Consider the following 23,118-nt stretch of genomic DNA (forward strand, 5'->3'; position numbering starts at 1 on the left):
GCAATCCTTTGAAAATCACACAAATCAATCAAGAGAATCTTCAAATCCTCTTTAATCTGGGTATACATCGCCTCAATTGTGCGCTTTGTCGCCACCCATAAAAATGCCACTCTGACATGCCTATATTTGTCCGACTTATTTTTGGCATGACATTATTCGGAAAAAACATTACGTCCGACCAACTGGTGCGCTGGCTCATTATCCTGGCTTTTTTTGGGCTTTGGCTTGGTTCGCCTTTCATTTCTTTCGACCACGATGACGGCAAAAGGCAGCAGTTCTTTCTGAAAATTCTGCCTGCCATGCTGACGAACGTTCCCCTGTTTTTCCTGAACACCGAGTGGCTTGCCCCGCGCCTGCTGCGCAAGCGCGGTCTTTCCAAGTATCTGTTTGTATTGTTGGGGACTGCAATCTTCTTCATCCTGCTGCAAGGCGTGATGAAAAACGCACTGCTTGCGCCCGACCACAAGGGGATAGGCTTTCATGCCTTCAAGGCTATTTTCCCAGTGTTTTTCGTCATCGCGGTCAGCACGGGTTACGTCATGGTGATGTATATGCTGGAAGGAGAAAAAGCAAAGCGCGAAGAACGGCAAGAGCGTCTACAGTCGGAGCTTTCGTTCCTGCGCTCCCAAATCAGCCCGCACTTTATTTTCAATATACTCAACAGCATCGTCTATCTCATCCGCTCCAAATCGCCTTTGGCCGAGCCAGTCACCATCAAGCTTTCAGACCTGATGCGATATATGCTCTACGACTCCAACGATGCGCAAATTCCTCTGGAAAAGGAAGTGAGCTATTTGGAGAACTATGTGGAGCTGCAAAAAATACGCTTTGAGGAAGATGTGGACATTCGCACGCACATCGAAGGGGAAAATGGGGGGCAGCTCATCGAACCGATGTTGCTTATTCCTTTTGTGGAAAACGCCTTCAAGCATGGGGTGGGGCTGGTGAAAGACCCCATCATTGATATTGATTTGAAATTCAGTGGGGAAGAAATGGTGTTCAAGGTGCGCAACAAAATCACGCCAGAAGGCGCGACGGAAAAAGACAACAACTCAGGCATTGGCCTACAAAACGTGCGCCGCCGCTTGGAACTGCTCTACCCCGACGCGCACCGTCTGGAACTGAAGCGAACCGACGAATGGTTTGAAGCAGACTTATGGCTGGCATTCGGCCACGCAAAATGAACAACTTCATCAGATAGAAACATGAAACTCACTTGCATCATCGTTGACGATGAGAGTCTGGCTCGCAAAATGCTGGAAGACAACATCCGGCAAATTCCCTTCTTGGAGTTGGCGCGCACTTGCAAAAACGCCTTCGAGGCAATGGAAGCGCTGCAAACAAACAAGGTGGATTTGATGTTTTTAGACATTCAGATGCCCGGCATGTTGGGCACTCAACTCCTTCAAAGCCTGCCTGACAAGCCTATGGTGATTTTCGTGACGGCTTATTCGAACTACGCCGTGGAAAGCTACGACTTGGATGTTATTGATTATCTAATGAAGCCAGTCAGTCTGGAACGTTTCACCAAGGCCGCGTTTAAAGCACTCGAAGAATATCGCAAGCGCCATGCGCTTGAACATAATACGCCCTCCTCGCCTTCACAACAAAAAACTACCGAAGAACAACTTGATTTTTTCTTCGTAAACGTAGAATATTCACTCGTGAAAATTGAGACAAAAAACATCACTTACATTGAGGGCATGAAAGATTACGTCAAGATTTATCTTGAGCATCTGAAAAGACCCGTCCTCACCAAATCCACCTTGAAGGGCATCGAGGAAAAACTGCCACCTACCGGCTTTATGCGGGTGCACAAATCCTACATCGTCAACCTCTCCAAAATTGAGTCTATTCGCAACCGCGAAATCAAAATTGGAGAGGCCGATATACCCATCGGGGAGAGCAATTGGGAGGAACTGATGAAGGCGCTGCAATACTCGAAATAACAGCGCCTTGCCCTCAACGGCGAAAGCTTTGGCTCACGAATTTGAGCACCTCGGGCAACGCCGTGCGCCAGTACTCCCAGTTGTGCTCGCCGCCGCGCACCCTGAACTCATGCGGCACTTTCTTGTCAATGAGCGCGGCGTGCAGGGCCATGTTGCCTTTTATCAAAAAATCCTTGTCGCCGCAGTCAATGTAGTAGCGCACCTTTTTGAGGTCGTCGGCGCTGGCATTTTCCACGATTTTCAGAATCCAATTTTGGAACAGATGCGGCGTGAGCCGCTCCTTGCCTTTTAGCCCCGCACCGTAGGGTTTGGCAAACACGTTTTCCCACGCCTCGTCTGGCATATCCAACACCTCTTCCTCTGTGAAGATGCCCGCGCTCAGGGGAGCCGCCGCCACAAAGAGTTCTGGGTGCTTCATCGCCATGATGAGGCTGCCATGCCCCCCCATCGAAAGCCCGGCGATGGCCCTTGATTCCTTTGCGCTGCGCGTGCGATAGGCCTTGTCCACAAAAGGGATGAATTCTTTGATGAAAAAATCCTCGTACTTCACTTTTCCATCCGCACTGTTGACATACCAACTCACGCCCGCGTCGGGCATCACGATGAGCATGGACGCCATGTCGCCGCTATTTGCCATTCGGTCAGCAATGAGGTGCGCCTCGCCGAATTGCGCCCAGGCCGTCTCGTCGTCGGTAAAGCCGTGCAGCAGGTACAACACCGGATAGCGCCGGCTTGATGTCTCATAATCCGAGGGCAGGTAAATACTGTACTCGACCTCATGGCCGAGTATGGTGCTTTTTACTTTGAGGCTCTCTTTCAAGGTGCCTTGTTGGGCACACAACGCGGCTGCAAACACAGCAAACAGCAAGGTGAAAATGTGTTTCATCGTTCAAAATGTTTGTGAATGTGAGCGAAGTGATTTGGATATTGGAAATGCTTATTTTCGAATAGACAACACGCGCAGGGCCCCGCGGTTTTGTGTGGCCAAAATGATTTCGCGCCCATCGGCAAGTGTTGCTTTCGCCAAGGCTCGCCCGTCGCCCGGCACGAAGAAATGGCTGTCGTCCAAATCGAGCGCCCTGAACTGGTTGTTGTCCATGTTCTTCAAAACCAGCCCGTTGAACGCATCGGCGCGGCCTTGCAACAGTTCCATACCAAAGTCATTGCCGAGCATCAGCACGTCCAACAAGCCATCACCATCCACATCGTAGGGAAGCATGGCATGGACAGGGGCCAGCTGGGCCTGCCACGGCAGTGCCGTCATCCTGAATTTCCCATGGCCAAGATTTTCGATAAAACTGGTGGACATCCAATTCGCCATCAGTATTTGGGCCCCCTTGAGTTCCTCTTTTGAAAAAACATCGTGCACGGTCGCCTCGCCGAAATCGCCGTAGCCGTAGAATTTTTTCCGCAGGGGAATCAACTGCTTAATCACGTCGTCGCGGGTGTGATAAAAGTATTCGCGGCGCTCGCCGAGCGAATCGCGCCAAAAAAGTGAGATGAACGGGTCGTAGAACCCGTTGCCGTCGAAATCCTTGGCATAGACGCGCAGCGGCTCTTCCGCCGTGCCCTTGAAATAGAGGTTCTGGCCATAGCTGCCAGCCACATAGTCCAAATCGCCATCGCCGTCAAAATCGGCGGCGACAAGGCTCGACCACCAGCCCGTTTTGTCGGCGAGGCCTGTCTGAGCGGTCGTGTTGACAAGCTTGCCGCCCTGTTGCTCCAAAAAAGTAATCGGCATCCACTCTCCGGCGAGCAGCAGGTCGGGGTGTCCGTCGCCATTGAAATCCGTCCACAGCGCATCGGTGACGAGACCGATGTGTCCCAGTTCGGGGCAGATTTCTTGGGTGACATCGGTGAAAACTGGCTTGTCCTTTTCTTTGGAATCGTTGCGAAGAATGAAACTGCGGTCGGTTTTGGGGTAGGAGCGAGGCATCACCCGGCCGGCGACAAACAAATCCAAGTCCCCGTCGCCGTCGAAGTCGGCTGCCCGCGCCACCTGCCCGCACCAAGCCCCTCGAGGCAAGGCATTGGGGGCGATGGAGAAGTTGCCTTTTCCGTCATTGACGCACAAAACGTCCTGATATAGCGTGTCGCCAGCCGGGTGTTGGCTGCCTCCGCGCACGATGTAGAGGTCGTTGTCACCATCGCCGTCCGCGTCGAAGAGCAGGACCCCGAGTTCTTCCTCGCGTTTGTAGGGGTCTGTTTTGTAAGCGACGCTTTTTTGCACAAACTTGCCTTGCGGGGTTTGCAAGAACCAAGTCCCGTCGGCGTAGGCGCTGCCGCTCAGGTAAATATCGTCCAGCCCATCGCCATTCACGTCGCCGACGGTCGTTTGTGGGCCGTATTCCGAAAACTTGTGTGGCAGAGTGCGCTGGTAGTCAAAATCAATAAAGTCCTTGTCGTCGTGTTGATAGCTCAGCCCCAAAGTGCTGGGGTTCAGGATTTCAAAAATGCCCGCCGAGGCAGCGGGGGGTAGGGTGGGGCGGGCTGCGTCGTATCGGGCTTGAACGACTTGGTTGAGCGCCACATTTGTCAGGGTGAGGCTGTGGCGGTTGGGCCAGCGCACCACCACGGAATCTATGCGCGCGGCTTTTCCCAGCCCAAAGTGAATCACGTTTTCGGAGGCAGACAGATAGCCACGCGCCGAGAGCAATTGGGCGCTTTGTTTTTTCCCTTCAAAAAAAATAGTGGCCACAGCGCCAAAAGCCTCTGAGTGGGGCGTTGGGCCTTCTATTTTCAGGCGAACAAAGTTGTTGGGTTGTTTGCTGTCGTTGGCTGTGTTTTGAAATACAAAAGCGGGGTCGTTGATGTTGTTCACGATGAGGTCGAGGTCGCCGTCGTTGTCGAGGTCCGAATATGCCGCGCCATTGGAGAAGGCTGGTATGGCCACGCCCCATGCTTTCGAGACGTCCTTGAATTGCAAGTCGCCTTCGTTTTTGAAAAGGAATTTTGGCACTTTGATTTGCGGAATCAGTTTTTGCAATTCCAATGGCGGCACCAGGGCGCTGTATTCGCTGAGGTAGCTGCCAAAATCATGGTCGGTCACGTCGCGCGGGAAACCGTTGGTGACAAAAATATCGCGGTGGCCGTCGTTGTCGAAATCGGCCATGAGGGGTGTCCAGCTCCATTCCGTCTCTTGTGTGCCCGTGTAAAACGCGACATCGGCGAAGATGGGCAATCCTGTTTCGGGGTTGAAGCCCCGGTGAAGTTGCAACACATTGCGGGCGTATTGGTACTCGTAGCCGTAGTTTTCGTTGTTGATGTAGGTGGAGTAATTGTTGGGGCCGAGGAAGAGTTTTTTGCGCTTGTTGTAGTAGGGCAGCATCTCGGTCACGAACATATCCAACCTGCCGTCGTTGTCAATGTCTGCCAAATCGCTGCCCATAGAGGAGGCGGATTGGTGCTTGAAAATCTGCGCGATTTGATTGGTAAAGTGCCCTGGCGTGTCGGGGTTGTTGAGATAAATCAAGTCGTTGGTCACATAGTCGTTGGCAACAAAAATATCGAGCCAGCCATCTTGATTGAAATCGCTTACGAGGGCGCTGTGGCTATATCCGCCCCATATTATGCCTGCTTTTAGGGTTATTTCGGTGAAGCCTCCCTGAGGTTCGCCGTTGAGCGATGTTTGTGGTGGGCCGTCGTTTCGGTAGAGGCGGTCGCGGTTGATGGCTGTTCCGTCAGATATTTTGGGCACATAGCGATTGGGGTAGGGTTTGTCCATGAAATTGGCGCAGATGAAGAGGTCCAAATCGCCGTCGTTGTCGTAGTCGAAGAATTGAGCGTTGGAGGAGTGGGTGGTGTCGGCGATGCCGTAGGCCTCGGCCATTTCCACAAATTGGGGGATGCCCGCCGGGTTGTTTCCTTGATTGACGTAAAGCAAATTGCGGCGCATCTCCGGGGTGGGATGCATGGTGTTGCAGATATAAATGTCTGCTTTGCCGTCGCTGTTGATATCGAGAATGTTGATGCCCGACGACCATTGGTGCGGGTGTTTTTTCACAAAACCCGCTGCTTGGGACACGTCCTCGAAACGCAAGTTTCCCTTGTTTAGGTAAAGTTTGTTTTCCACTTGATTGCCCGTGAAAATCACTTCGGGCAATCCGTCGCCATTTAGGTCGCCGACGGCCACGCCTCCTCCGTTGTAGATGAATTCGGTGTTGAGGATGTTGAGCGAGTCGTATTCGGTGATGCGGTTGTTGAACTCAATGCCCGTGCGCTTGCTGTCGAGCAGCACAAAAAGCGTCGGCTCTTTTTTGCATTGAGCGAGGAAGAAACAGGGGATTAGGATGGGCAGTATGTGTTTCATGGATAACTGATGAGAAGGATGAGGGGTAAAAACAACGGGGTGATGTGGCATCACCCCGTTGTGAGATTTGTTGATGATTAGCGAAAAAGTCTCGCAATCAATATCCATTGTTTTGTCTCAGCACGTCCGCGCCATGAATGTCAATCTGACCCTGCGGGATGGGATAGAGCTCGTCTTTTCCAGCCGTGAAGGTGGCCCCGCCGAGGGCGGTGGTGAGGCGAGCGCCTTCGAATTGCAGGTAGGTGTTGATGGTCGTGGCCGCGATGCCCCACCGTACCAAATCGAAGAAGCGGTGGCCTTCGCCGGAGAGCTCGAGCTTGCGCTCGAAGCGGACGGCGGTGCGGGCAGCGTCTTGGCTTGTCCACGGGGTGTTGTAGAGGCCGATGACGTAGTTGGCGGCGTTGGAGCCGTCGCCGCGCTTCACCCAAGTAGCGGGGTTGGCGGCACGCGCACGCACCAAGTTGACATATTCACGAGCTTTTTCAAGGCTTCCTGCTTCTATCTCACACTCGGCAGCCATGAGCAGCACGTCGGCAAAACGAATCAAAACGGTATTTTGCGATGTCCAGCCGCGTGTCCAAGAAGAACCGTCGGTCAAGTTGTCCTGAGTGGCTTTGCGAAACACATACTTCTTCGGAGAGTAAGGCCCTGCGTAGCTTTGGTCGCGTATCCATGACTCGCCGGGGTGGTCAATCCAATCGAGATATGGGATGCCGCGGCGGCCCACAGAGTGGTCGAGGCGTGGGTCGAGTGGTCCGGCATCGGGCGTGAACGGGTCGGCTGACTTCAAGCCAAAGTCGCTTTTCACCTCGTTGGCTGGGAGGTTGTAAGAGTTGTCGAGCAAAGGCAGGCCGTTGGCGTCCACGCGGAAGGAGTTGACCAAGTCGAAGCTGGGCTGGAAGAACCCGCAGCAGCCTGCTGGCCCGTCTGAGCCGGTGTTGTAAGGGAAGTTCAGCACGAACTCGTGGCTGGCGTTGTTGGTGCTGCCCGTGTTGACGGCATGCTGCACGGCGAAAACGCTTTCCTTATTGTTGTCGAAAGAGGCGTTGAACACATCGCTGTAGTTGTCCATCAGACCGTATTTGTCGCCTTTGGCCGTTGAGCCTCGCGTGATGATGTCATCAAACAACGTGCGAGCAGCGCCATATTTGCCTTGATAGAGCAGCGCCTTGGCCCAGAAAGCACCTGCCGCCCATTTGTTGGCGCGGCCTACTGCGGTCTGCGTCTCGGGCAGGTTGTTGAAGGCAAACTCAAAGTCTGCCTCGATTTTTGGATAAACGTCTGCTGTGTTTGGCACTTTGACGGCTTCATCGGCGGTCATGTTTTCATCCACATAAGGCACGTTTTTCCAGATGCGCACCAATTCAAAATAGTAGAGGCCACGCAGGAAACGCGCCTCGGCGGTGATGCGGAGTTTGTCGGCATCGCTCACAGAGGGGTCGGTGGATGCGGCAGTCAGTCGAAGGAGTGTGTTGCAACGTGCCACGCCTTCATAGGTGATGCGCCACTTATCGCCCACGACACCATTGTTGGGGAGCGTCTCGAAGCGTTGCACCGGGTTGGCTACTGCTTGGTCGCCCGCGTCCGTTCCTTTGTTGGCATCGCCTCCGCGAATGCTGCCATGCACCCAGTTGCCGAAGCCGCCATACCAGAGGCCGCGCCCGGTGAGTGGGCTGTATGCGCCCACCAAAAGGCCATCCAAGCCTTTGCGCGAGCTCAGCACTTGGTCGGTCAGTGCGCCGGTTGGTTCCACATCGAGGAAGCTCTCCCGGCAGGCGCTGAACAAGAGGTTGGCCGCCAATGCAATGGTGGCGGCAAACGTCAATTTATTTGTCAGATTTTTCATGTTTTTTAAATTTTGAAAAAGTTTTTGGCAAAATAAGCAGGCAAATTTATTGAACTGTTGCCTACTATTTGCGGATTGATCTTCATTTTTCTCCCTTTAGAAAGTCACTCCCAACCCGAACATGAAGCTGCGGGTCACGGGGTAGTTGCCCACGTCAATGCCGAAGTTGGTATCGGCGGCGCCGCCCACGGCTGGGTCGAGACCTTTGTACTTGGTGATGGTGAAAATGTTGTTCGTGCCTGCGTACACGCGAGCGCGGCGGAGGTTGAGTTTCGAGATGGTGCGTTGTGGAAGGTTGAACCCGATGGTGAGGTTTTGCATCCGCAAGAAAGAACCATCCTCCACATACCAAGAGTTGGGCTGTGTGTTGGTGCTGAAGTTGGACGCTTCCTCAAAAATGGGGGCTTCGGCATCCAAGTTGGTAGGTGTCCAAGAGTTTTTCACCCGTGCGCCTTTGGCCGCGCCCGTGAAGGATGGGTAGAAATCGGTGAACCACTTGGACAGGTTGAAAATTTTGTTGCCCAGCGAGGTGTAGAGGTAGGTTTCCACATCGAATGCGCCAAAGGTGACTCTGATGTTGGCGCCTCCTGTGAATTTTGGCACCGGGCTACCGATGAAGGTGCGGTCTGCGTCGTCAATTTTGCCGTCGGGGCGGCCTGTCAGTTTGCCGTCGTCGTCGTAGCCGTTTACGTCCGCATAGCGGAAGCGGCCTGGGCCTGCGCCATCCTGCGCAGGGGCGGCATTCACCTCAGCTTGGTCTTTAAAATAACCGAGTACTTGATAGCCGTAGAACGCTGAAATACTGTAGCCTACTTGGTTGCGCACCATGGTGCTGCCCAGACGGTTGCTGGCTGGGAAAGCTTCGAAGTAGTCGAGGTTGTCGGCCACTTTCGTGATTTCGTTTTTCAAGAAAGAACCAATGAGTGTGACCTCGTAGTTGGACTTGGCGCTGAACCTGCCCTTGTTCACCAACTGAATGTCAATGCCTCTGTTGACCATGGAAGCCACGTTGCGTGAAGGCGATGCCGCAAAACCACCCAATACTTCCGACTGCGGCACTGTGAAGAGCAGGTCGTCAGTCTTTTTCTGCCACAAGTCCACGATGAAATCCAATTTGCCGCCCAAGAAAAGTGCCTCAAAACCGACGTTGCTGGTGGTGCTGACCTCCCATCTTGCGTTCGGGTTGCCCACGCGGCTTTGATAGAAACCTTCTGCCACGCCAGTGTTTGTGCCGCCGATGTCGTAGGCAGCGTTGCCCAGGCTGGCTGCAAAAAGACTGTACTGGTTGACCGGGCTGACGTTCTGGTCGTTGCCCATTTGACCCCAGCCGCCTCGGATTTTCAAGTCGTCAATCCAAGTGGCGCCTCTCATAAATTCTTCTCCGGTGACGCGCCATGCGGCGGAGATACCGGGGAACCAGCCGTAGCGGTTGTTGGAGCCGAAACGAGAGGAACCGTCGCGGCGCAGCACACCCGTCACATAGTATTTGTCCATCAGTGAGTAGTGGGCGCGGCCAAAGTAAGAGCTGTAGGTCCATGGCGTGGCATTGAAGCTGCTTACTTGGCGGTTCGACACGTTGTCGAGCGTGATGTAGCTCGGCGCTTGCGAGAATGGATTGAGGCCAGACCCGTTGATGCTGCGGAACATGTTGTCTTTCAGCGCTTCCTGACCCACCAACACATCAAAGCTGCTTGAGCCAAACTGTTTCTTGTAGCGCAAGGTGTTTGTCACCACCCATGAGAAGAAGGTGCCGCTGAATTCCGAATAGCCAAAGCTGGCGTTGTTCTCGGAGTTCTCGTACGTGCGGCGGTTGAAGCTGTAGCCATAGAACTGGTTGTAGTTGGCCCCTATGCTCGACCTGAAGGTCAAATCATCGAGGATGTCCACTTCTCCGTAGAGGTTGCCGAAGCCACCAGCGCCGTGGCTGCGGTTGTTGCGCGAGCCGTCGCGGCGGGCCACGGGGTTGGCTGGGTTGTTGAAGCCCGGAGCCGCGGTGCCTGCATATCCGCCAAATTCGTCGTACACCGGAATGATAGTTGGCATGCGGAAAGCAAAGAGGATGTCATTCTCGTCTTGGGAGACGTTGGCCCCGTCGCCACCGCCTTGTTGTCCCAACACCTGACGGAACGTGACCTGTAAGTTCTCGCCGATGCGTACCCGTTTGCCCAAGTCAAACTCTGTGTTGACGCGGGCGGTGTGGCGCTTGAAGTCATTGTAGAGCAAAATGCCTGATTGGTCTTGCAAGCTGAGGCCGACGTAGTAGCGAGCCGTTTCGGAGGCACCTGTGAAGCCGAGGCTGTGGCGCGTCATGGGGGCGGTGCGCGTGATGGCTCCATACCAGTCGGTGCCTGCCCTGTTGGACCGCACTATCTGGTAGATGTTGCCATTGTCAGGGTTCACATTGTATTTTTTGACCTCTTCCGCGTAGTTGATGTCGCTTTCAAACAAACCGCCTTGTCCGCCGACGTTGATGAAATCGGGCAACACGGGGCTGCTGCCGGAGCCATACTGCGGGTGGTTGAAAGTTGGGTTGGCGGAGCTGTTGCGAATCGCCTGCCAAGTCCAATCAGCCATTTCCTGCGGGTTGAGCATTTCCTGCCCTTTGCCGGGGTCAGTGAAACCTACCAGCGCGTCGTAGCTGACTTGCAGCTTCTGGGGCTTTTTAGAGCCTCTTTTGGTCGTGATGGCAATCACGCCGCCTGCTGCACGCGCACCAAAAATAGACGCGGAGGACGCGTCTTTCATCACAGTCGTGTTTTCGATGTCTTCGGGTGCGAGGAAGTTGATATTGAGCGTGGGCACACCGTCCACCACATAGAGCGGTTGGTTGCCACCAAACGCACCGAAACCGCGAATGCGCACAAGGCTGGCAGTGCCGGGCTGACCGTTCGTGATGACCGTCAGACCCGCAACCCGACCTTGCAACTGTTGCTCCACGTTGCCCGTAGGCACCACGGCAAGGTCTTTGGTTTTCACGGTCGAGACGGCGCTGGTCGTTTGCCGGCGGGTATCAACGGTGTAGCCTGTGACCACCAATTCAGAGAGCAGCGCGTCGGAGTCCCTCATCTGGACAGAGATACTGGCCTGCGAGCCAACGGCTATTTCCACTTTTTCATAGCCGGTGGAAGAAATGACCAGCACTGGGTTGTCGCCACTGACGTTGAGGGTAAAGTTCCCGTCCACGTCCGTTGTGGTGCCTGTGGTTGTGCCTTGCAGCACGACGGTAGCACCGGGAATGGCTTCGTTGTTGGAGTCTGTCACCCTGCCTCGCACGGTGCGGTCTTGCGCACTTAGCGAAGCGGCACCCAGCAGCAACAGGAGCAAGATGAGCAGTCCCTGCTTAGGTGTTCGTAATGCTTGATTCATGATAGAAAAGTTTAGGTTAAGAAAACTTGAGTGAATTATTTGATTAAAATCTGGTTGGCTTTCCATTGTCCTGTCCCAATTATTTCGCTACTTGCTCGAAGGCTTCACTCAAATCAATAAAGGGCAGGCATCGCTGCGGGACGTATCCGCATGACGTAGTCTTTGTGTCCAACTTGTTCGTGGTTGTTTTTTGCTTACCGAGTTTATGCGTGGCAGCCCCCTCTCGCTCGGACGTAAGTGGGTGTTCACATTAGCACACGCATATTCAAGAGCAAATTCGGGGAAAGGCATTCAAGCCTTTTTGGCTTGGTGGTAGGGCACAGGCACTCACTATGCACAATTTCGCAAAAAAACAGTAAAAAACGTGGTTCTATCACTGTCGCAAATTATATTCGAGCAGCATCATCATTTTAAGAAAAAAATTCTGAATTGATGCTAATGTATCATTTTGGTACAATGGTACGGCGGATGTTGAAATACGCAACTACTTTTGCAAAAAAAAATTTCATGGAACAGCGTGAAGCCCATCTTGAACATCTGGAAGAGTCCCCTCATTTCCTGCCCAGTGTGTCCATTGACTGCGTCGTTTTTGGATTTCACGACCATGAGTTGAAGGTGTTGCTGGTGCGGTTCAGAAATACCGAACTGTGGGCCTTGCCGGGCGGGTACATTTATCTGGAGGAAGACATGGACGCGGCAGCCCATCGAATTTTGGAGGAAAAAATAGGGATGAAAAATGTGTATCTCGAACAATTCCACACCTTTGGCCAGCGCCACCGCGTGGAGGAGTCGGTGCAACGTGTCATCGTGTCGGCCATTGGCAAAAACCTCGCGCCGGGGCATTGGATTACCAAGCGATTTGTCTCGGTGGGCTATTATGCGCTGGTCGAGTTTTCGCAAGTAATGCCTACGCCCGACGGCAGCTCGGATGTGTGCGAATGGCACAATTTGGATAAGATGCCTGCTTTGGTGTTCGACCACTCCCACATTGTGCAAAAGGCGCTGGACACCCTGCGTTTCAGGCTGAGCAAAAGCCTCATCGGCCCCAATTTGCTGCCCGACACTTTCACCATGCAAGAGCTGCAAAGCCTCTATGAGACCATTTTGGGCAAAAAATTGATTCGTGCCAATTTCCAGCGCAAAATGCTCGGATTGGGCATTTTGGAAAGGGTGGAGAAAAAATTTTCGGGCGCTGCGCACAAAGCGCCTTACCTATACCGCTTCAATGTCGGCAAAGAGGAGGAAGGCGTGTTCTGGGATGTGTTTTTTTAATCATCTCCCGTCCGCTCCGCTTGGCCGGACAAGCCCTCAAACTCCTCAAACATTTCCCTCTATGCGAGCAAACAATACGGACACGATTTTTCGCATCACCGCGCTGTGGGCATTTTCCGAATGTGCATTGGGCGGAGTGATGCACGCATTGAAAATGCCTTTTACGGGCATATTTGTAGGTGGTTTTGCGGTGCTGTGCATCGGTCTGTTGGCACACGCCAGCGGTCGGAAAGCGTCCGTCATCCTGCGTTCCACGGTGTTGGTGATTTTGGTGAAGGCGCTTGTCAGCCCGCACTCGCCACCGACGGCCTATTTCGCGGTGGGGTTTCAGGGCGTGGCGGGTGCGTTGATATTGTGTCACGTCAAGCCTTATGCGTTGGCGGCCTATCTGTTTGGCTTTTTGGCCATTGTGGAGTCGGCTGTTCAAAAAGTCATCATGCTGTCAGTTTTTTTTGGCAAGCCCCTTTTCGAGGCGCTCGACATTTTCGTGAGCGATGTGCTCAAGCTCTTCGGCTTTCAGAGCGGCGTGTCGGGTTCTGCCCTTGTGGTGGGAGGCTACATCGCGCTCTATGGGCTGTGGGGGGTGGTGTTGGGTTTTTGGCTCACCCGTTTGCCGGGCCAGATAGAGGCCCGCATGGCGGAATACGGACAGCTGACCTTGCCAGTGGCGGGTCAGGATTTTTCCGAAAAAAAGCGAGCGAGACCCAAGTGGCTGTTGGCTGTCGGCGTCTTGCTTTTCATCGTGCTCACGTTTTTGCTGGCTGGCGGCAAGGCATCGGGCGTCCAAAGAGCGATGTATGCGGTGCTGCGCACAGTGGCGGTGCTGGTTGCTTGGTTTTACATCGTGCAGCCAGTGATGACATGGCATTTCAGGCGCTGGGCGAAAAAGAAAAGCGAGCAGGAAAAAGGAGCCTTGCAACAAATCATGGGATTTATGCCCGACCTGCGCACCAAGGTGGGGCCGCTGTATCGCTATGTGTCCAAAAAACACGGCGGTTGGCGCCGCCTCACCGAGTTTGTCGCGGGTCTTTTTGTGGTGGCGGTCTATCGAGATGCGTCGGAGAAGGAAGCGCATGCCCCCTAAATTCTCATGGCAAACGTATGAAAATCGGGAAGTAAAAATCGAAAAGAGCGCGTCCAAAAAACTGTGTCGCCCCAATTCGGGCAATGAGAAAACACAGAGACACGGAGGCACAGCGTTTTGGTTTTTCAGTAACTTAACCTCCTTTGAGTGCGGCGTTCGCCGTGTAGAAAAACATACAGGAAGGTTTGACACGCTTTTCTGAGCAGTCTCAATCTCTGTTTATTTTGTCTTTTCCGATTTTGATGCCTCCGTTTTCATTCGTCTGCCCTGCCCCTAAATTTTTTTTACCTCCCCTCTAAATCTCCTCTTAATCAAATTTGGCGGTCTATCGAGATGCGCCAGCGGGGGAAGCGTATATTTTATAGGCATACACGCTGCTCCCATCGCCTACCACTAGCATTTGCCCTTGCTTTTGACCCGTGCCACTGACCGCAAAAGGCGTGGTGCCGGCCAACGGAAATTCGGGGTATGCCTGCCCATTTGGAGCGAACAACCAAATCTGACGCTTGCCCCGATTCAAGGTGCCGAGGCGATGCTGCGGCACGGCGAACAAGGTGTCTTGCTCGGTGGGCAAGGTCGTCTGGAAAAGCGGGCGCAACGTGTTGCCCTCATAGCTGCTCGCCGAGAGCGTTTTTTCTTTCAACAAGGCATAGTCGTGGCGAGCGTCGCCACCAAGAAGTGTGAAAACAAAGTGCGCATCCCCCTTGCCTCCCTTGCCGATTTGCATATTGAAGGAGGTGCCGTCCAATTTGCACACGAACACCGTGCCCGCGCCGTTGGCACAAACGATGCGCGGCGCTTTGGGCGAGGCATCTGCCTGCGGGGGGCCAAAATCCTTGCCTTGAAACTGAACAGGCGGGAAGCGCTCCGCGCCGTTGCGCCCAAACACGAACAACCTGCCCGCTTGGTTGAGCGCCGCCAGATAATCTTTGTTGCCCTGTTGAAAATGCAGCACCGGATGCGTCACCCGGCCGATGCCGCTTTGTGGGTTCCAGCCCGGCAAGGGGCGGCCAAATTGGTCGTACCCATACAAATTGCCGTTGGCGCAGGCGATGAAGTAGCTATACTTTGAGTTGTTGTCGAAGTCAACTGCCGTCACCCCGTTGGTGGCTGGCGAAAGCAGCTCAAGCGGGAATCCTTGTGCGTCGTGCCCTTTGTCATCGAGCAGCCAAATTCGGTTGGCGGTATTGAAGAGAAAAAACAAAGAGCCGTTGCCCCAAAAATCAATTCCTTGCACCGCGCCCAAAATAGGCTCCTCCATTTGTCGGCGCCACACCACTGCGCCGCTGGCGTTGAGGCGGTAGAGCTCGTGGCGCGAGTCCTGCATCACGAGTGCTATGCCCTCGCTGCCTTCCACTATGAAAGGTTGTGTGGCGGCGGGTGCACCTAAGGGTGTTTTCCAAAGCAGGCTCGCCTGCGTTTGGGCGGTGGCCAGCGGTTGAGTGGCTACATGGACTTGCAGGCGGCTATTCCCGTCGGGTTGCAAATCGAGGCCAACCCACCCGATTTTTGAGAGTGCTTGCACGTCGGCTGCCTGAAACGACTCGCGTTGCGGGTCGAAGATGTTTTTCAATAAAAGTGGTAGATAGGCTCCATTGAGGAGGACTTGGCCATTGTCCGTGCCAGCGGTTTTTTTCTGCCGGAGTTGCAAAAAATCGGTGTCGTTGGCTAAAGTCTGGCTGACGATGTGCTTGTCAATCCAGAGCTCGAGTGCGGGGCGAGTGGTCGAAAAGACCACATAACGCCCAATCATTGCACAACAAGGATTGCGGAAATGGCTGTTTTCTCCCAGCAAAGGCGACAGCAGCGATTGGGCGGCAAACTCAAACACCTCGAACGTTTGATAATCCTCCACGCGCAAAGCCCCTCGTTGTCGCGCATAGTCGCGCAGGCGCTCCAAGGCGCTTGCGCTGTCGCGGGTAGCCAACACAATGAATTGGTCTTCAAACATTCCCTGCGAAAAAGGCTCCGTGACCACCCATGCCGCCTCGTCGCCTATCCACGGCAACACGAAGCGGTCAAAATCGTCGCTGTTGCCTTTTTTGATTTGGTCAAAAAAGAGGCGCGGCCGGTCGAAATATGCCTTTGCGAGCAAGGCGACATTGTTGGGAAGCACCGCGAAAATATCCTGTTCCGGCGTGGCCTTGCCCCACCAGCCCGCATTGCGCAAAGCGCCCCCAGTCTCGGCAAAAGCCGTCACCTCGCGGCCATTCCAAGCCAAGCCGAGCCACTCCACGTTTTTTGAAATCATATCGGGGACGTGTTCCCAACCTGCGGCCGTGCTGTTCTCGTATTGTGCCCATATAGCAGATGGCCGGAAAAACAAGCGCAGCGGTGCGCCCACGCCAAATTCGTTCATGGCCTTGCGCCCTGCCCACCACGATTGCGATTTTTCCAATTGACCCAGTGCGTCTTCCACCAAGTAGGAATACCGCGAAAACAGCAATAGTGGTCCCAAAGCAGCCACCACCACTGGCTCGTTTTTGTCCAAATAGACGGTGTAGAGCGTGCGCCCGTGAAATACCGAGGGGAAAATCCGCTGGGTGATGCTGTTGGTTTCCAGCAGTTTTTTGAGGTTGATGTCCGTTTCCGTGTCCAGTGTGAACAAACCATGCAAGCTGTCAGCCTTGCCAAGCGTGAGTGCCAACAAGAGTTTTTTTCGGGAAAATGCCTCGTGTAGGGCGGGCGCGTGTCCAAAAAGACGTTCGGCAGCCGCGATGTCGCCCCAAGCGTTGCGGAACAAGGTCGTTTCCATGACATCCGTCCACACGGGAGCGCTCAGGCTCTTTTTCAATAAGTTGACTTTGGAAAGGCTGTTGAATTCCAACACGACGGCAGCCTGCGATGGCAGTGCTTGATAGGCGCTTTTTTTTCTTTCAAACAAAGATGCCACGATGGCCAGCACCGCCACCGCCAGCAGCGCGCCAAGGGCTATTTGTTTTGTTCTGGAGGGTAGATTGCTCATGGGGCACAAATCAAACACTTTTTTTAAAAATGATGTCTCACCACCGCATCCGCGCTTGCAATTTCCAGACCTCTCTTTGTCCGGTGATGTTGGATGATGTCACGCCTCGCACTTGATTGGTGCGCTCGTAGCGCCCTTCGAGGCGCAGCCAGTCGTTGACCCGCCAATGCAGGTTGAAATACATCCGCGTGCCGCGCCCTGAAAAGGCGGGTATGGAAATGGCTGAAAAAAGGTCGTTTTCAAAGGCATAAATCCGCGAGTTGAAATCGTCGGTGTCGAACATGGCGTAGCGCAGCGTTCCGTGCACCGGCGAGCCAATGGGGCGCACCACCGCCTCCTGATAGGCAAGAAAGCCCCAAGTGCGTGCGTATCCCTGCACTTGGTAGCCCGTCCATTCCACCCGGCTGCGCAATTCCACCGAGGGACTCACCTTGCTGACGACGTGCAGGCGAAATCGGTCGCGCCGATTTTCGAGCAAGCCGCGCAGGTTGGGTTGTTCGGCCACGAACCCGTCTCGCTCTTTGGTCTCGCTCTGCCAAAGCGCATACACCGAGAAGGCGCGGCTTTTTGTCCAGAGCACCCGCGCCAAAAACTCTCGCCCTTGCGACGGCCCGCTCACGCCGAATCGCAGCCACGGGTGCCGCCACACATCCGCGTACAGGTTGATCTGCAAGCGCCGGATGTATCGAATGTCGGCACCGATATACATTCCCTGCTCGTTGGCCACGTTGGAGGTTTCGGCAAAAGGATTGGCCCAGACAGATTGGTAGTCCTTGCCCAGATGACGCTGCACGAGGCTGAGTGTGACGTGGCGGTCGGGCGAGAGCAACAGGCCGTTGATGGAAGCCAACCCGCCGTTGTCGCTGCGGGCGGTTTCGCCGAAAAGGAGCCAGTTGCGGCGGCGCCAGTTGTAGTCGAGGCTGAACCCCGCGAGTTGCTGGCCCCTGAACACGAACTGGTTGTAGTAGGAGGTGGCGGGGTTGAAGGGTTTGTCGTAGTGGAGCCAAAGGCCGTTGGCCGTGATGTGGCCGTTTTTCCAGAGGTAAGCCGCCGAAAGGCCGCCCACCTGTTCGCGAATGGCTTTTTCATCGGCTATCTCGGCGGGAGTGCGGTGGAACCCCGAAGTTTGGATGGAGGTGAAAAGAATTTCGGGCGCGTCGAAGTCTGTGGTGTCGGACTGAATCTGGGCAATGTTGCCGTCGCGTCGCCGATTGGAGTAGAGTGCGGTGACTTCCACGTTTTTGCCAAGCGCCACCGTGGCCGCCGCGCCGCGAAAGAAATAGATTTCCCCGAAGGCCGAATAGGCGTTGATTTTGCGACCGCCGCGCATCACTGCGGTGGTCTCGGCAGATTTGCCGGGCGAAAAACCCGTCTGCAAGAGCAGCCCTTGGCCGAAACGGGCAGAGTAGTCGCCCAGCGCGACGGCTCGAAATCGCTCGTTGAGGTTTTGGACAAAAAGATGGGCGCTGTAAAAATCGAAGCCGTGTTTGTTGCTGCCGCTGAAAAACGCCTCGCCGGGGTCGTTCTCTGCCGTGAAGCCAAATCGCAGGCGGTTGTCGAACGTGTGGCGATAGCGCAGTGCCCAGCCATCCGGCCTGCCTTCCGCGTTGCGGGGATAGTTTGGCGGCGACTGTCGCAGCCAGCGCATCAAAAATTCGTTGTTGCCTTCCACGAATCCCCTCATGATGCGCACGTTGCGTGTGTCGAGTCCCGTGCTGACCCTCGCATACGTCAGGATGCGTCGAATGTCGGCCAAGTCCCAACCGGGGATGGCTTGCAGTTCGTACTCGTTGAGCAGCGGCCCCAGCAGGTTGCGGTAGGCGATGAAATTTTCCACTTGGAGGTCGTTGAGCAGGCGCAGTTCGAGCAGGTCGGCACGAGTGGCGCGGTTGAGGTCGAGCGGGCGCAGCCGGTAGTTTTCGAGATTTTCCAGAAACAGTTGGGCATCGGTTTCGGAGGCGAGTTCGTTGTCGCGGAAGAAATTTTCGAGCAATTCGCCCGTAGAGGGGTCTTCGGTTTGCGCGGCAATAGAGGCGGGGAACAGGCAAGCAAGCCAGATGAGCCAAAGGCCCACGAGAGGAAGGTGTGGCAGCGGCAGTCGGCGAGGGCGCGATTTTTTTGGTGAAAGGTTTTGTGTAAAAAAGGTGCTTGTTTGCATCATTCAGCGGTTTTGCCAAGCGGCTGATTTTGGCCGAACAATGATAGGGCGAAATCGCCGTTTATTCAGCTCCGAAAATTTGCGCCTCATTCATTCTGACTTTAACAATCGCCGTTCTACTTTTGCACGTCATTTTTTTTAACCAACAAAACGATTCTTGACATGAAAAAAACAATTCTGGGAATCTTCGCCGGGGCCGCACTCACCCTCTCCATGGCTTCCTGTGGCGAAAAGCTGCTTACACAAGAACAATTCGATGCCGAGGTGGCCAAAAAATTTGAGGCTGGCCGCGCTGCCGTCGAGAGCGAGATGACCGCCAAGTGCGATGCCGAGTTTGAAAACCGCGTTCAGGAGCGCGTGCGCCAACTCGATGTGCAGTCCGGCCAAGTGCAGTGATGCCGCTCGTTCTGCTCACTCAATGTTCACTTCAAACCTTCACTGAAAAAATTCTCAACGATGAATAAAAAATTGCTCACTCTCGGCGTAGCGGTGCTCGCCGTCGCATTCTTGGTCTTTTCCTCGTTCAAAAAGACCCGCGAACAACAAATGGCCGAAATTGACCAAATGGTCACGATGAAATTGGACGAACTGCGCGCACAAAAAGATGCTGAATGCACCGAGCGCGTGAACGCGGAGGCTGACCGCCGCTTCCAAGCCGTGTTGGCAGAACGCGCGGCTGCCAAGCCCGGCCAAAAACAACCGTCGAAGCCAAAGCCCGGTAGCGGTGGCAAAGGCCCAAATGTTGACCCGCTTCCGCAACCATCTCCGAGCGACCCGCAGAAAGAACGCCCGGGTGCTGCTGGAAATCCAACTCCAGAACAACAAAAGGAGCGCCCAGGTGCGGCGAAACCCGGCGATGTAGAGCAGCAAAAGAAACGCCCCGGCGCTGCTGGAGGTGGCAACTAATTTAAGATATACTTCGCGCCGCTAGGTTTTGGGCATGTCTGCAATCGCAATCTGCTAAAAATCAAGAACATCAATCATGTTCATCTAACAAATCCTAGCGAATCAAGGTATAATTTGAAAAAGCAAAAAGGCCGACGGGATATCCCCGCCGGCCTTTTCATTTAAAATCTTTCAAAAACAATCACTTCGTGATGTTAAACGTGCAAGTTTCAGAAGTGCCGTCGGTGTATGTAACCGTATATGTAGCACTAATTGCATTGCCAGTCAAAGTACCGCTGCCAGTGAATCTGCGCTGCGCAGGGTCTACATAATTGTTGAGTTCAAAGGCGTTTGCAGTGCCGGAGACTACTTTGATGTCTGCGTCCACATAGGAGCCGAAACCGCCAAAATTGGTGATGCGAATCCGTCTTTCGCTGATGCGTGTAATATTGACAGGCTGAGTCAACGCTCCACCACAACCATCGGTACCTGTATAGCTACCGAGGAATTTGGTTGCCCATTCAACGTCGCATTTGCTGGAGGCTCCCAGTTCATATCCCGGGTCGCAGTCGCAAGTGCCTTCGATGCAAATGCCATTGGCACCGCATTCAACATCTTTGCAGGGGTCGGATTCGCCACAAGCAGGCATAAAGAGCAGGAAAGCGCCCATCACGAGGGCCGGAAGGAGAAACAGTTTTTTGCTCATGTTCTGAAAATTTTTGAGAGTGATAGTAGAAAGTTTTGTTTAAAAAATCGTGCAAATGTAAAAAGAAACTGCGAACACCAAATCATTTGGACATTTCTTGCGCAAATGTACCCGGCTAATGCACTGTCAGTCTGCCTGTTACCCCCTTTCCATCTGCTCTGGTGGCTCTTATGAGCGCTATGCCAACAGGTGCCTGAATAGGGCAGGACAGGCTTAGGGATGGCTGCCCGAGTCGCTCTTTCAAGCGCAATAACGTCGCGCCTCTTCCATCAAGTATTTCCACGTTTATTTCCTGGCCGACAAAATCAACGGGGAGAATCATCTCGATTGGCTGGCCCGGAAGCACCGGATTGGGCATGAGGCGCAGCGGGCGGGCGACTTGCGGATTCCACGCGCTGGACGGCTCCAAGGTTGCGCAGGCGGTTTGCGAGCATCCTTTGGCATCGGCGACGGTGACGCAGTAAGTGCCGGGCGCGAGGTCGCTGACGACGGGGGTGGTGGAGCCGTTGTCCCACAAAATATCGTAGGGTGCCATGCCTCCACTGATGAGCAGCGCGATGGAACCTTCCGAGGCGTTGAGGTCGGCTTGGATGGTGGGTTTGGGCGACACGCTGAGGCTCAGATGCACCACTGTGTCGCAATTGGGGAATCCGTCAAGTTGAATGGTGTAATTGCCCGGCTGCGAAAAACTCATGCCTGCCATCGAATATGCCTCGCCTTCGCAAACCTCTGCCGTTTGGTATGATTCCACTGTGGGCGGTGGCGCTATTTCCACGAGATATTCCGACTCGCAATGGTTGGAATCTGTGAGGAGCAGGCCGTATTCGCCACTTTGGGGGAATGTGGCGGATGGCAATTGCTCTCCGTTTTCCCACATATAATAATAAGGAGTGGTGCCGCCCGATGCCTCGGCTGTGGCAAGGCCGGGCGAGCCGTCGCAGCCGAGCGCCGTGAGGGTGAACGACGCGCTCAGGGGGGCTGCTGGCTGCGCTATTTCGATGGTGTCGCTTTCCGAGTGTCCGCTTGCGCCCGTCACCGTGACCGAATAGGTGCCAGCGAGCAATTTGTTCAGAATGGGGAAATTGATGCCTCCGTTGCTCCAATGGTAAAAAAGCCCGTTCGGGTCGCCATAGACCGTCACGCCGGCCACGCCCGTGCTGTCGCCGTGACATTTCACGTCCACGATTTTTGTGGTGGCTACCACGAAGGGTGGGGCGCTGTCGCCGCCGTATTCGAAGATGAAATGGTAGTTGAGGCCATTGTTGTTTTGCACGAAAGTGCCTTCCGGGATGAAGTCGTCGCCGATGGTGTCTATTTCCGCAAAAAAATATATTTCCAGAACATAGCGTCTGCCCTCTGTCAGGCCATCTGTCAGGCTCGTGCTGGTGTCAATGCTGCGATAGCGGGTGGTGTAAGGCCCGACCAGCGTGTTGTAATCTTCCTGCAAATCGAGGCTGTGCCACGCGCCGCCGGGAAAGCCGTGCTCATACACGCGGTATCGGAGCGCCACGCTGGTCACGTTGTTTTCGCAACTTTCCCAAGTGGCGGCTTGGGCGCGCGCGATTTCGAGCGACTGGAGATTGCCCAATGCGAAGCCGTTGAAGCCTAGCACGCCGGGACAGGGGGCCACCGCAAAACTGTCCTGTGTGCCGTTGATTTTTAGTGAAATGCTGGTGGAGCAGTCGCCCACGAAATTGTAGCCGCAGGCAGAGATGGGTTCTTTTGCGCAAAAAAGCAAAAAGACCAAGGCGGAGCAAAAGCGAAGCATGGAATAAACGCAGTTTGGTATTGGAACAGAAATAACATCAAGCAAATGTAGCTAAACGACTCGGGCATTTTTTTCAAAAAAACGAGTTTTGCCGGGTAGCGGCTGTTTTCATACCTTTCGACCCGCCAACGCTTCTCCTCGAACCATCGCACCATGGAATATCACAAGTTGACCGTCTCAAAAACCGCCCATTATTGTATGCTCGGCCAGCCGGGCATGCACGTTCGGCAAATGTGGCTCGTGTGTCACGGCTACGCGCAATTGGCCTCGGAGTTTTTGGAAAATTTCAAATTGCTCGACGATGGTCACACGCTTGTGCTTGCGCCCGAAGGCATGAACCATTTTTACAAAAAAGGTTTCGCGGGCCCGGTCGGCGCCAATTGGATGACCAAGCACCACCGCGAAGACCAAATCGCCGACTATTCGCTCTATCTACAGACGCTCTACAGCCACTATGCCGAACAGATTCCTTACGACGTTCGCATCGTGTTGCTTGGTTTTTCGCAAGGCACGGCCACTGCCTGCCGGTGGGCGTTGCGCCATCACCCGCATTTTCACGACCTCGTGCTCTGGGCGGGCCTTCCTCCTGAAGACTTGGACTATGCCGCGCACCGCAACTATTTGTCCGACAAGAATCTCTACCTACTCTACGGCACCAGCGACCCTTTCCTGACACCTGACCGATTGAGCACGCTGCAAGAAATAGAGGACAGGAACGGGGTGGATTTTGAGGAAAAACCTTTTGACGGCGGACACGAAATTCCTTCAGAAGCACTTCGGCAATTGCTCCTCAATTTGAACTAAGGAACA

General features: G+C 54.2%; 15 protein-coding genes. 7 read left to right on the forward strand and 8 right to left on the reverse strand.

All coding sequences use genetic code 11. The annotated features are described in order from the left end of the window. Positions 1-116: 116 nt before the first annotated feature. Positions 117-1,184, forward strand: a complete 1,068-nt coding sequence (locus KIS77_01095) for a histidine kinase (GenBank protein MCW5920909.1) — start codon at positions 117-119, stop codon at positions 1,182-1,184. Positions 1,185-1,205: 21 nt separating this feature from the next. Beyond that, entirely contained in the window at positions 1,206-1,949 is a 744-nt protein-coding gene (locus tag KIS77_01100; protein ID MCW5920910.1) for a response regulator transcription factor, read from the forward strand. A gap of 13 nt (positions 1,950-1,962) precedes the next feature. Here KIS77_01100 and KIS77_01105 read toward each other — a convergent pair whose 3' ends face one another. The 4 genes from KIS77_01105 to KIS77_01120 form a co-directional block, all read right to left on the reverse strand. Then, the gene (locus tag KIS77_01105) at positions 1,963-2,835 is read right to left on the reverse strand and encodes an esterase family protein (protein ID MCW5920911.1); all 873 of its coding nucleotides are present in this window, start codon (positions 2,833-2,835) and stop codon (positions 1,963-1,965) included. 51 nt (positions 2,836-2,886) lie between these two features. Further along, positions 2,887-6,258, reverse strand: coding sequence for a VCBS repeat-containing protein (locus tag KIS77_01110; protein MCW5920912.1), 3,372 nt, complete (start codon positions 6,256-6,258; stop codon positions 2,887-2,889). Between the two features lie 97 nt (positions 6,259-6,355). Further along, positions 6,356-8,104, reverse strand: a complete 1,749-nt coding sequence (locus KIS77_01115; GenBank protein MCW5920913.1) for a RagB/SusD family nutrient uptake outer membrane protein — start codon at positions 8,102-8,104, stop codon at positions 6,356-6,358. 96 nt (positions 8,105-8,200) lie between these two features. Next, positions 8,201-11,470 (reverse strand): TonB-dependent receptor, encoded by a 3,270-nt coding sequence (locus tag KIS77_01120; protein ID MCW5920914.1) that lies wholly within the window; start codon positions 11,468-11,470, stop codon positions 8,201-8,203. A 507-nt stretch (positions 11,471-11,977) separates the two neighbouring features. Here KIS77_01120 and KIS77_01125 point away from each other — a divergent pair. Beyond that, positions 11,978-12,742, forward strand: coding sequence for an NUDIX hydrolase (locus KIS77_01125; protein MCW5920915.1), 765 nt, complete (start codon positions 11,978-11,980; stop codon positions 12,740-12,742). Between the two features lie 61 nt (positions 12,743-12,803). Next, positions 12,804-13,826, forward strand: coding sequence for a hypothetical protein (locus KIS77_01130; protein ID MCW5920916.1), 1,023 nt, complete (start codon positions 12,804-12,806; stop codon positions 13,824-13,826). A gap of 325 nt (positions 13,827-14,151) precedes the next feature. Here KIS77_01130 and KIS77_01135 read toward each other — a convergent pair whose 3' ends face one another. Both KIS77_01135 and KIS77_01140 read right to left on the reverse strand, forming a co-directional pair. Further along, positions 14,152-16,791 carry a DUF3352 domain-containing protein gene (locus KIS77_01135; protein MCW5920917.1) on the reverse strand — a complete coding sequence of 880 codons (2,640 nt, stop codon included), beginning with the start codon at positions 16,789-16,791 and terminating at the stop codon, positions 14,152-14,154. A gap of 37 nt (positions 16,792-16,828) precedes the next feature. Then, on the reverse strand, positions 16,829-18,865 hold the full coding sequence (locus KIS77_01140) for a helix-hairpin-helix domain-containing protein (GenBank protein ID MCW5920918.1): 2,037 nt from the start codon (positions 18,863-18,865) through the stop codon (positions 16,829-16,831). Between the two features lie 246 nt (positions 18,866-19,111). On the opposite strand from KIS77_01140, the gene KIS77_01145 reads away from it, so the two are divergent. Both KIS77_01145 and KIS77_01150 read left to right on the forward strand, forming a co-directional pair. Next, complete coding sequence (locus tag KIS77_01145) at positions 19,112-19,345, forward strand: hypothetical protein (GenBank protein MCW5920919.1); 234 nt, start codon at positions 19,112-19,114, stop codon at positions 19,343-19,345. Positions 19,346-19,405: 60 nt separating this feature from the next. Then, on the forward strand, positions 19,406-19,855 hold the full coding sequence (locus KIS77_01150) for a hypothetical protein (protein ID MCW5920920.1): 450 nt from the start codon (positions 19,406-19,408) through the stop codon (positions 19,853-19,855). A 181-nt stretch (positions 19,856-20,036) separates the two neighbouring features. On the opposite strand, the gene KIS77_01155 is transcribed toward KIS77_01150, so the two are convergent. Further along, a complete protein-coding gene (locus tag KIS77_01155; protein ID MCW5920921.1) occupies positions 20,037-20,540 on the reverse strand; it encodes a hypothetical protein in 504 nt (167 codons plus the stop codon). A gap of 115 nt (positions 20,541-20,655) precedes the next feature. Continuing rightward, a complete protein-coding gene (locus KIS77_01160; GenBank protein ID MCW5920922.1) occupies positions 20,656-22,308 on the reverse strand; it encodes a hypothetical protein in 1,653 nt (550 codons plus the stop codon). Between the two features lie 153 nt (positions 22,309-22,461). Between KIS77_01160 and KIS77_01165 the strand changes: the two genes are divergently transcribed. Continuing rightward, positions 22,462-23,112: a hypothetical protein gene (locus KIS77_01165; GenBank protein ID MCW5920923.1), complete on the forward strand. Its 651-nt coding sequence runs from the start codon at positions 22,462-22,464 to the stop codon at positions 23,110-23,112. Positions 23,113-23,118: the final 6 nt, after the last annotated feature.

The organism is Saprospiraceae bacterium (assembly GCA_026129545.1).
Lineage (GTDB): Bacteria > Bacteroidota > Bacteroidia > Chitinophagales > Saprospiraceae > M3007.

Bases quoted from the DNA above. Each gene is read 5' to 3' on its own strand.
- KIS77_01095 (MCW5920909.1), top strand. From the start codon at position 117: ATGCCTATATTTGTCCGACTTATTTTTGGCATGACATTATTCGGAAAA.
- KIS77_01100 (MCW5920910.1), top strand. From the start codon at position 1,206: ATGAAACTCACTTGCATCATCGTTGACGATGAGAGTCTGGCTCGCAAA.
- KIS77_01105 (MCW5920911.1), bottom strand. From the start codon at position 2,835: ATGAAACACATTTTCACCTTGCTGTTTGCTGTGTTTGCAGCCGCGTTG.
- KIS77_01110 (MCW5920912.1), bottom strand. From the start codon at position 6,258: ATGAAACACATACTGCCCATCCTAATCCCCTGTTTCTTCCTCGCTCAA.
- KIS77_01115 (MCW5920913.1), bottom strand. From the start codon at position 8,104: ATGAAAAATCTGACAAATAAATTGACGTTTGCCGCCACCATTGCATTG.
- KIS77_01120 (MCW5920914.1), bottom strand. From the start codon at position 11,470: ATGAATCAAGCATTACGAACACCTAAGCAGGGACTGCTCATCTTGCTC.
- KIS77_01125 (MCW5920915.1), top strand. From the start codon at position 11,978: ATGGAACAGCGTGAAGCCCATCTTGAACATCTGGAAGAGTCCCCTCAT.
- KIS77_01130 (MCW5920916.1), top strand. From the start codon at position 12,804: ATGCGAGCAAACAATACGGACACGATTTTTCGCATCACCGCGCTGTGG.
- KIS77_01135 (MCW5920917.1), bottom strand. From the start codon at position 16,791: ATGAGCAATCTACCCTCCAGAACAAAACAAATAGCCCTTGGCGCGCTG.
- KIS77_01145 (MCW5920919.1), top strand. From the start codon at position 19,112: ATGAAAAAAACAATTCTGGGAATCTTCGCCGGGGCCGCACTCACCCTC.
- KIS77_01150 (MCW5920920.1), top strand. From the start codon at position 19,406: ATGAATAAAAAATTGCTCACTCTCGGCGTAGCGGTGCTCGCCGTCGCA.
- KIS77_01155 (MCW5920921.1), bottom strand. From the start codon at position 20,540: ATGAGCAAAAAACTGTTTCTCCTTCCGGCCCTCGTGATGGGCGCTTTC.
- KIS77_01160 (MCW5920922.1), bottom strand. From the start codon at position 22,308: ATGCTTCGCTTTTGCTCCGCCTTGGTCTTTTTGCTTTTTTGCGCAAAA.
- KIS77_01165 (MCW5920923.1), top strand. From the start codon at position 22,462: ATGGAATATCACAAGTTGACCGTCTCAAAAACCGCCCATTATTGTATG.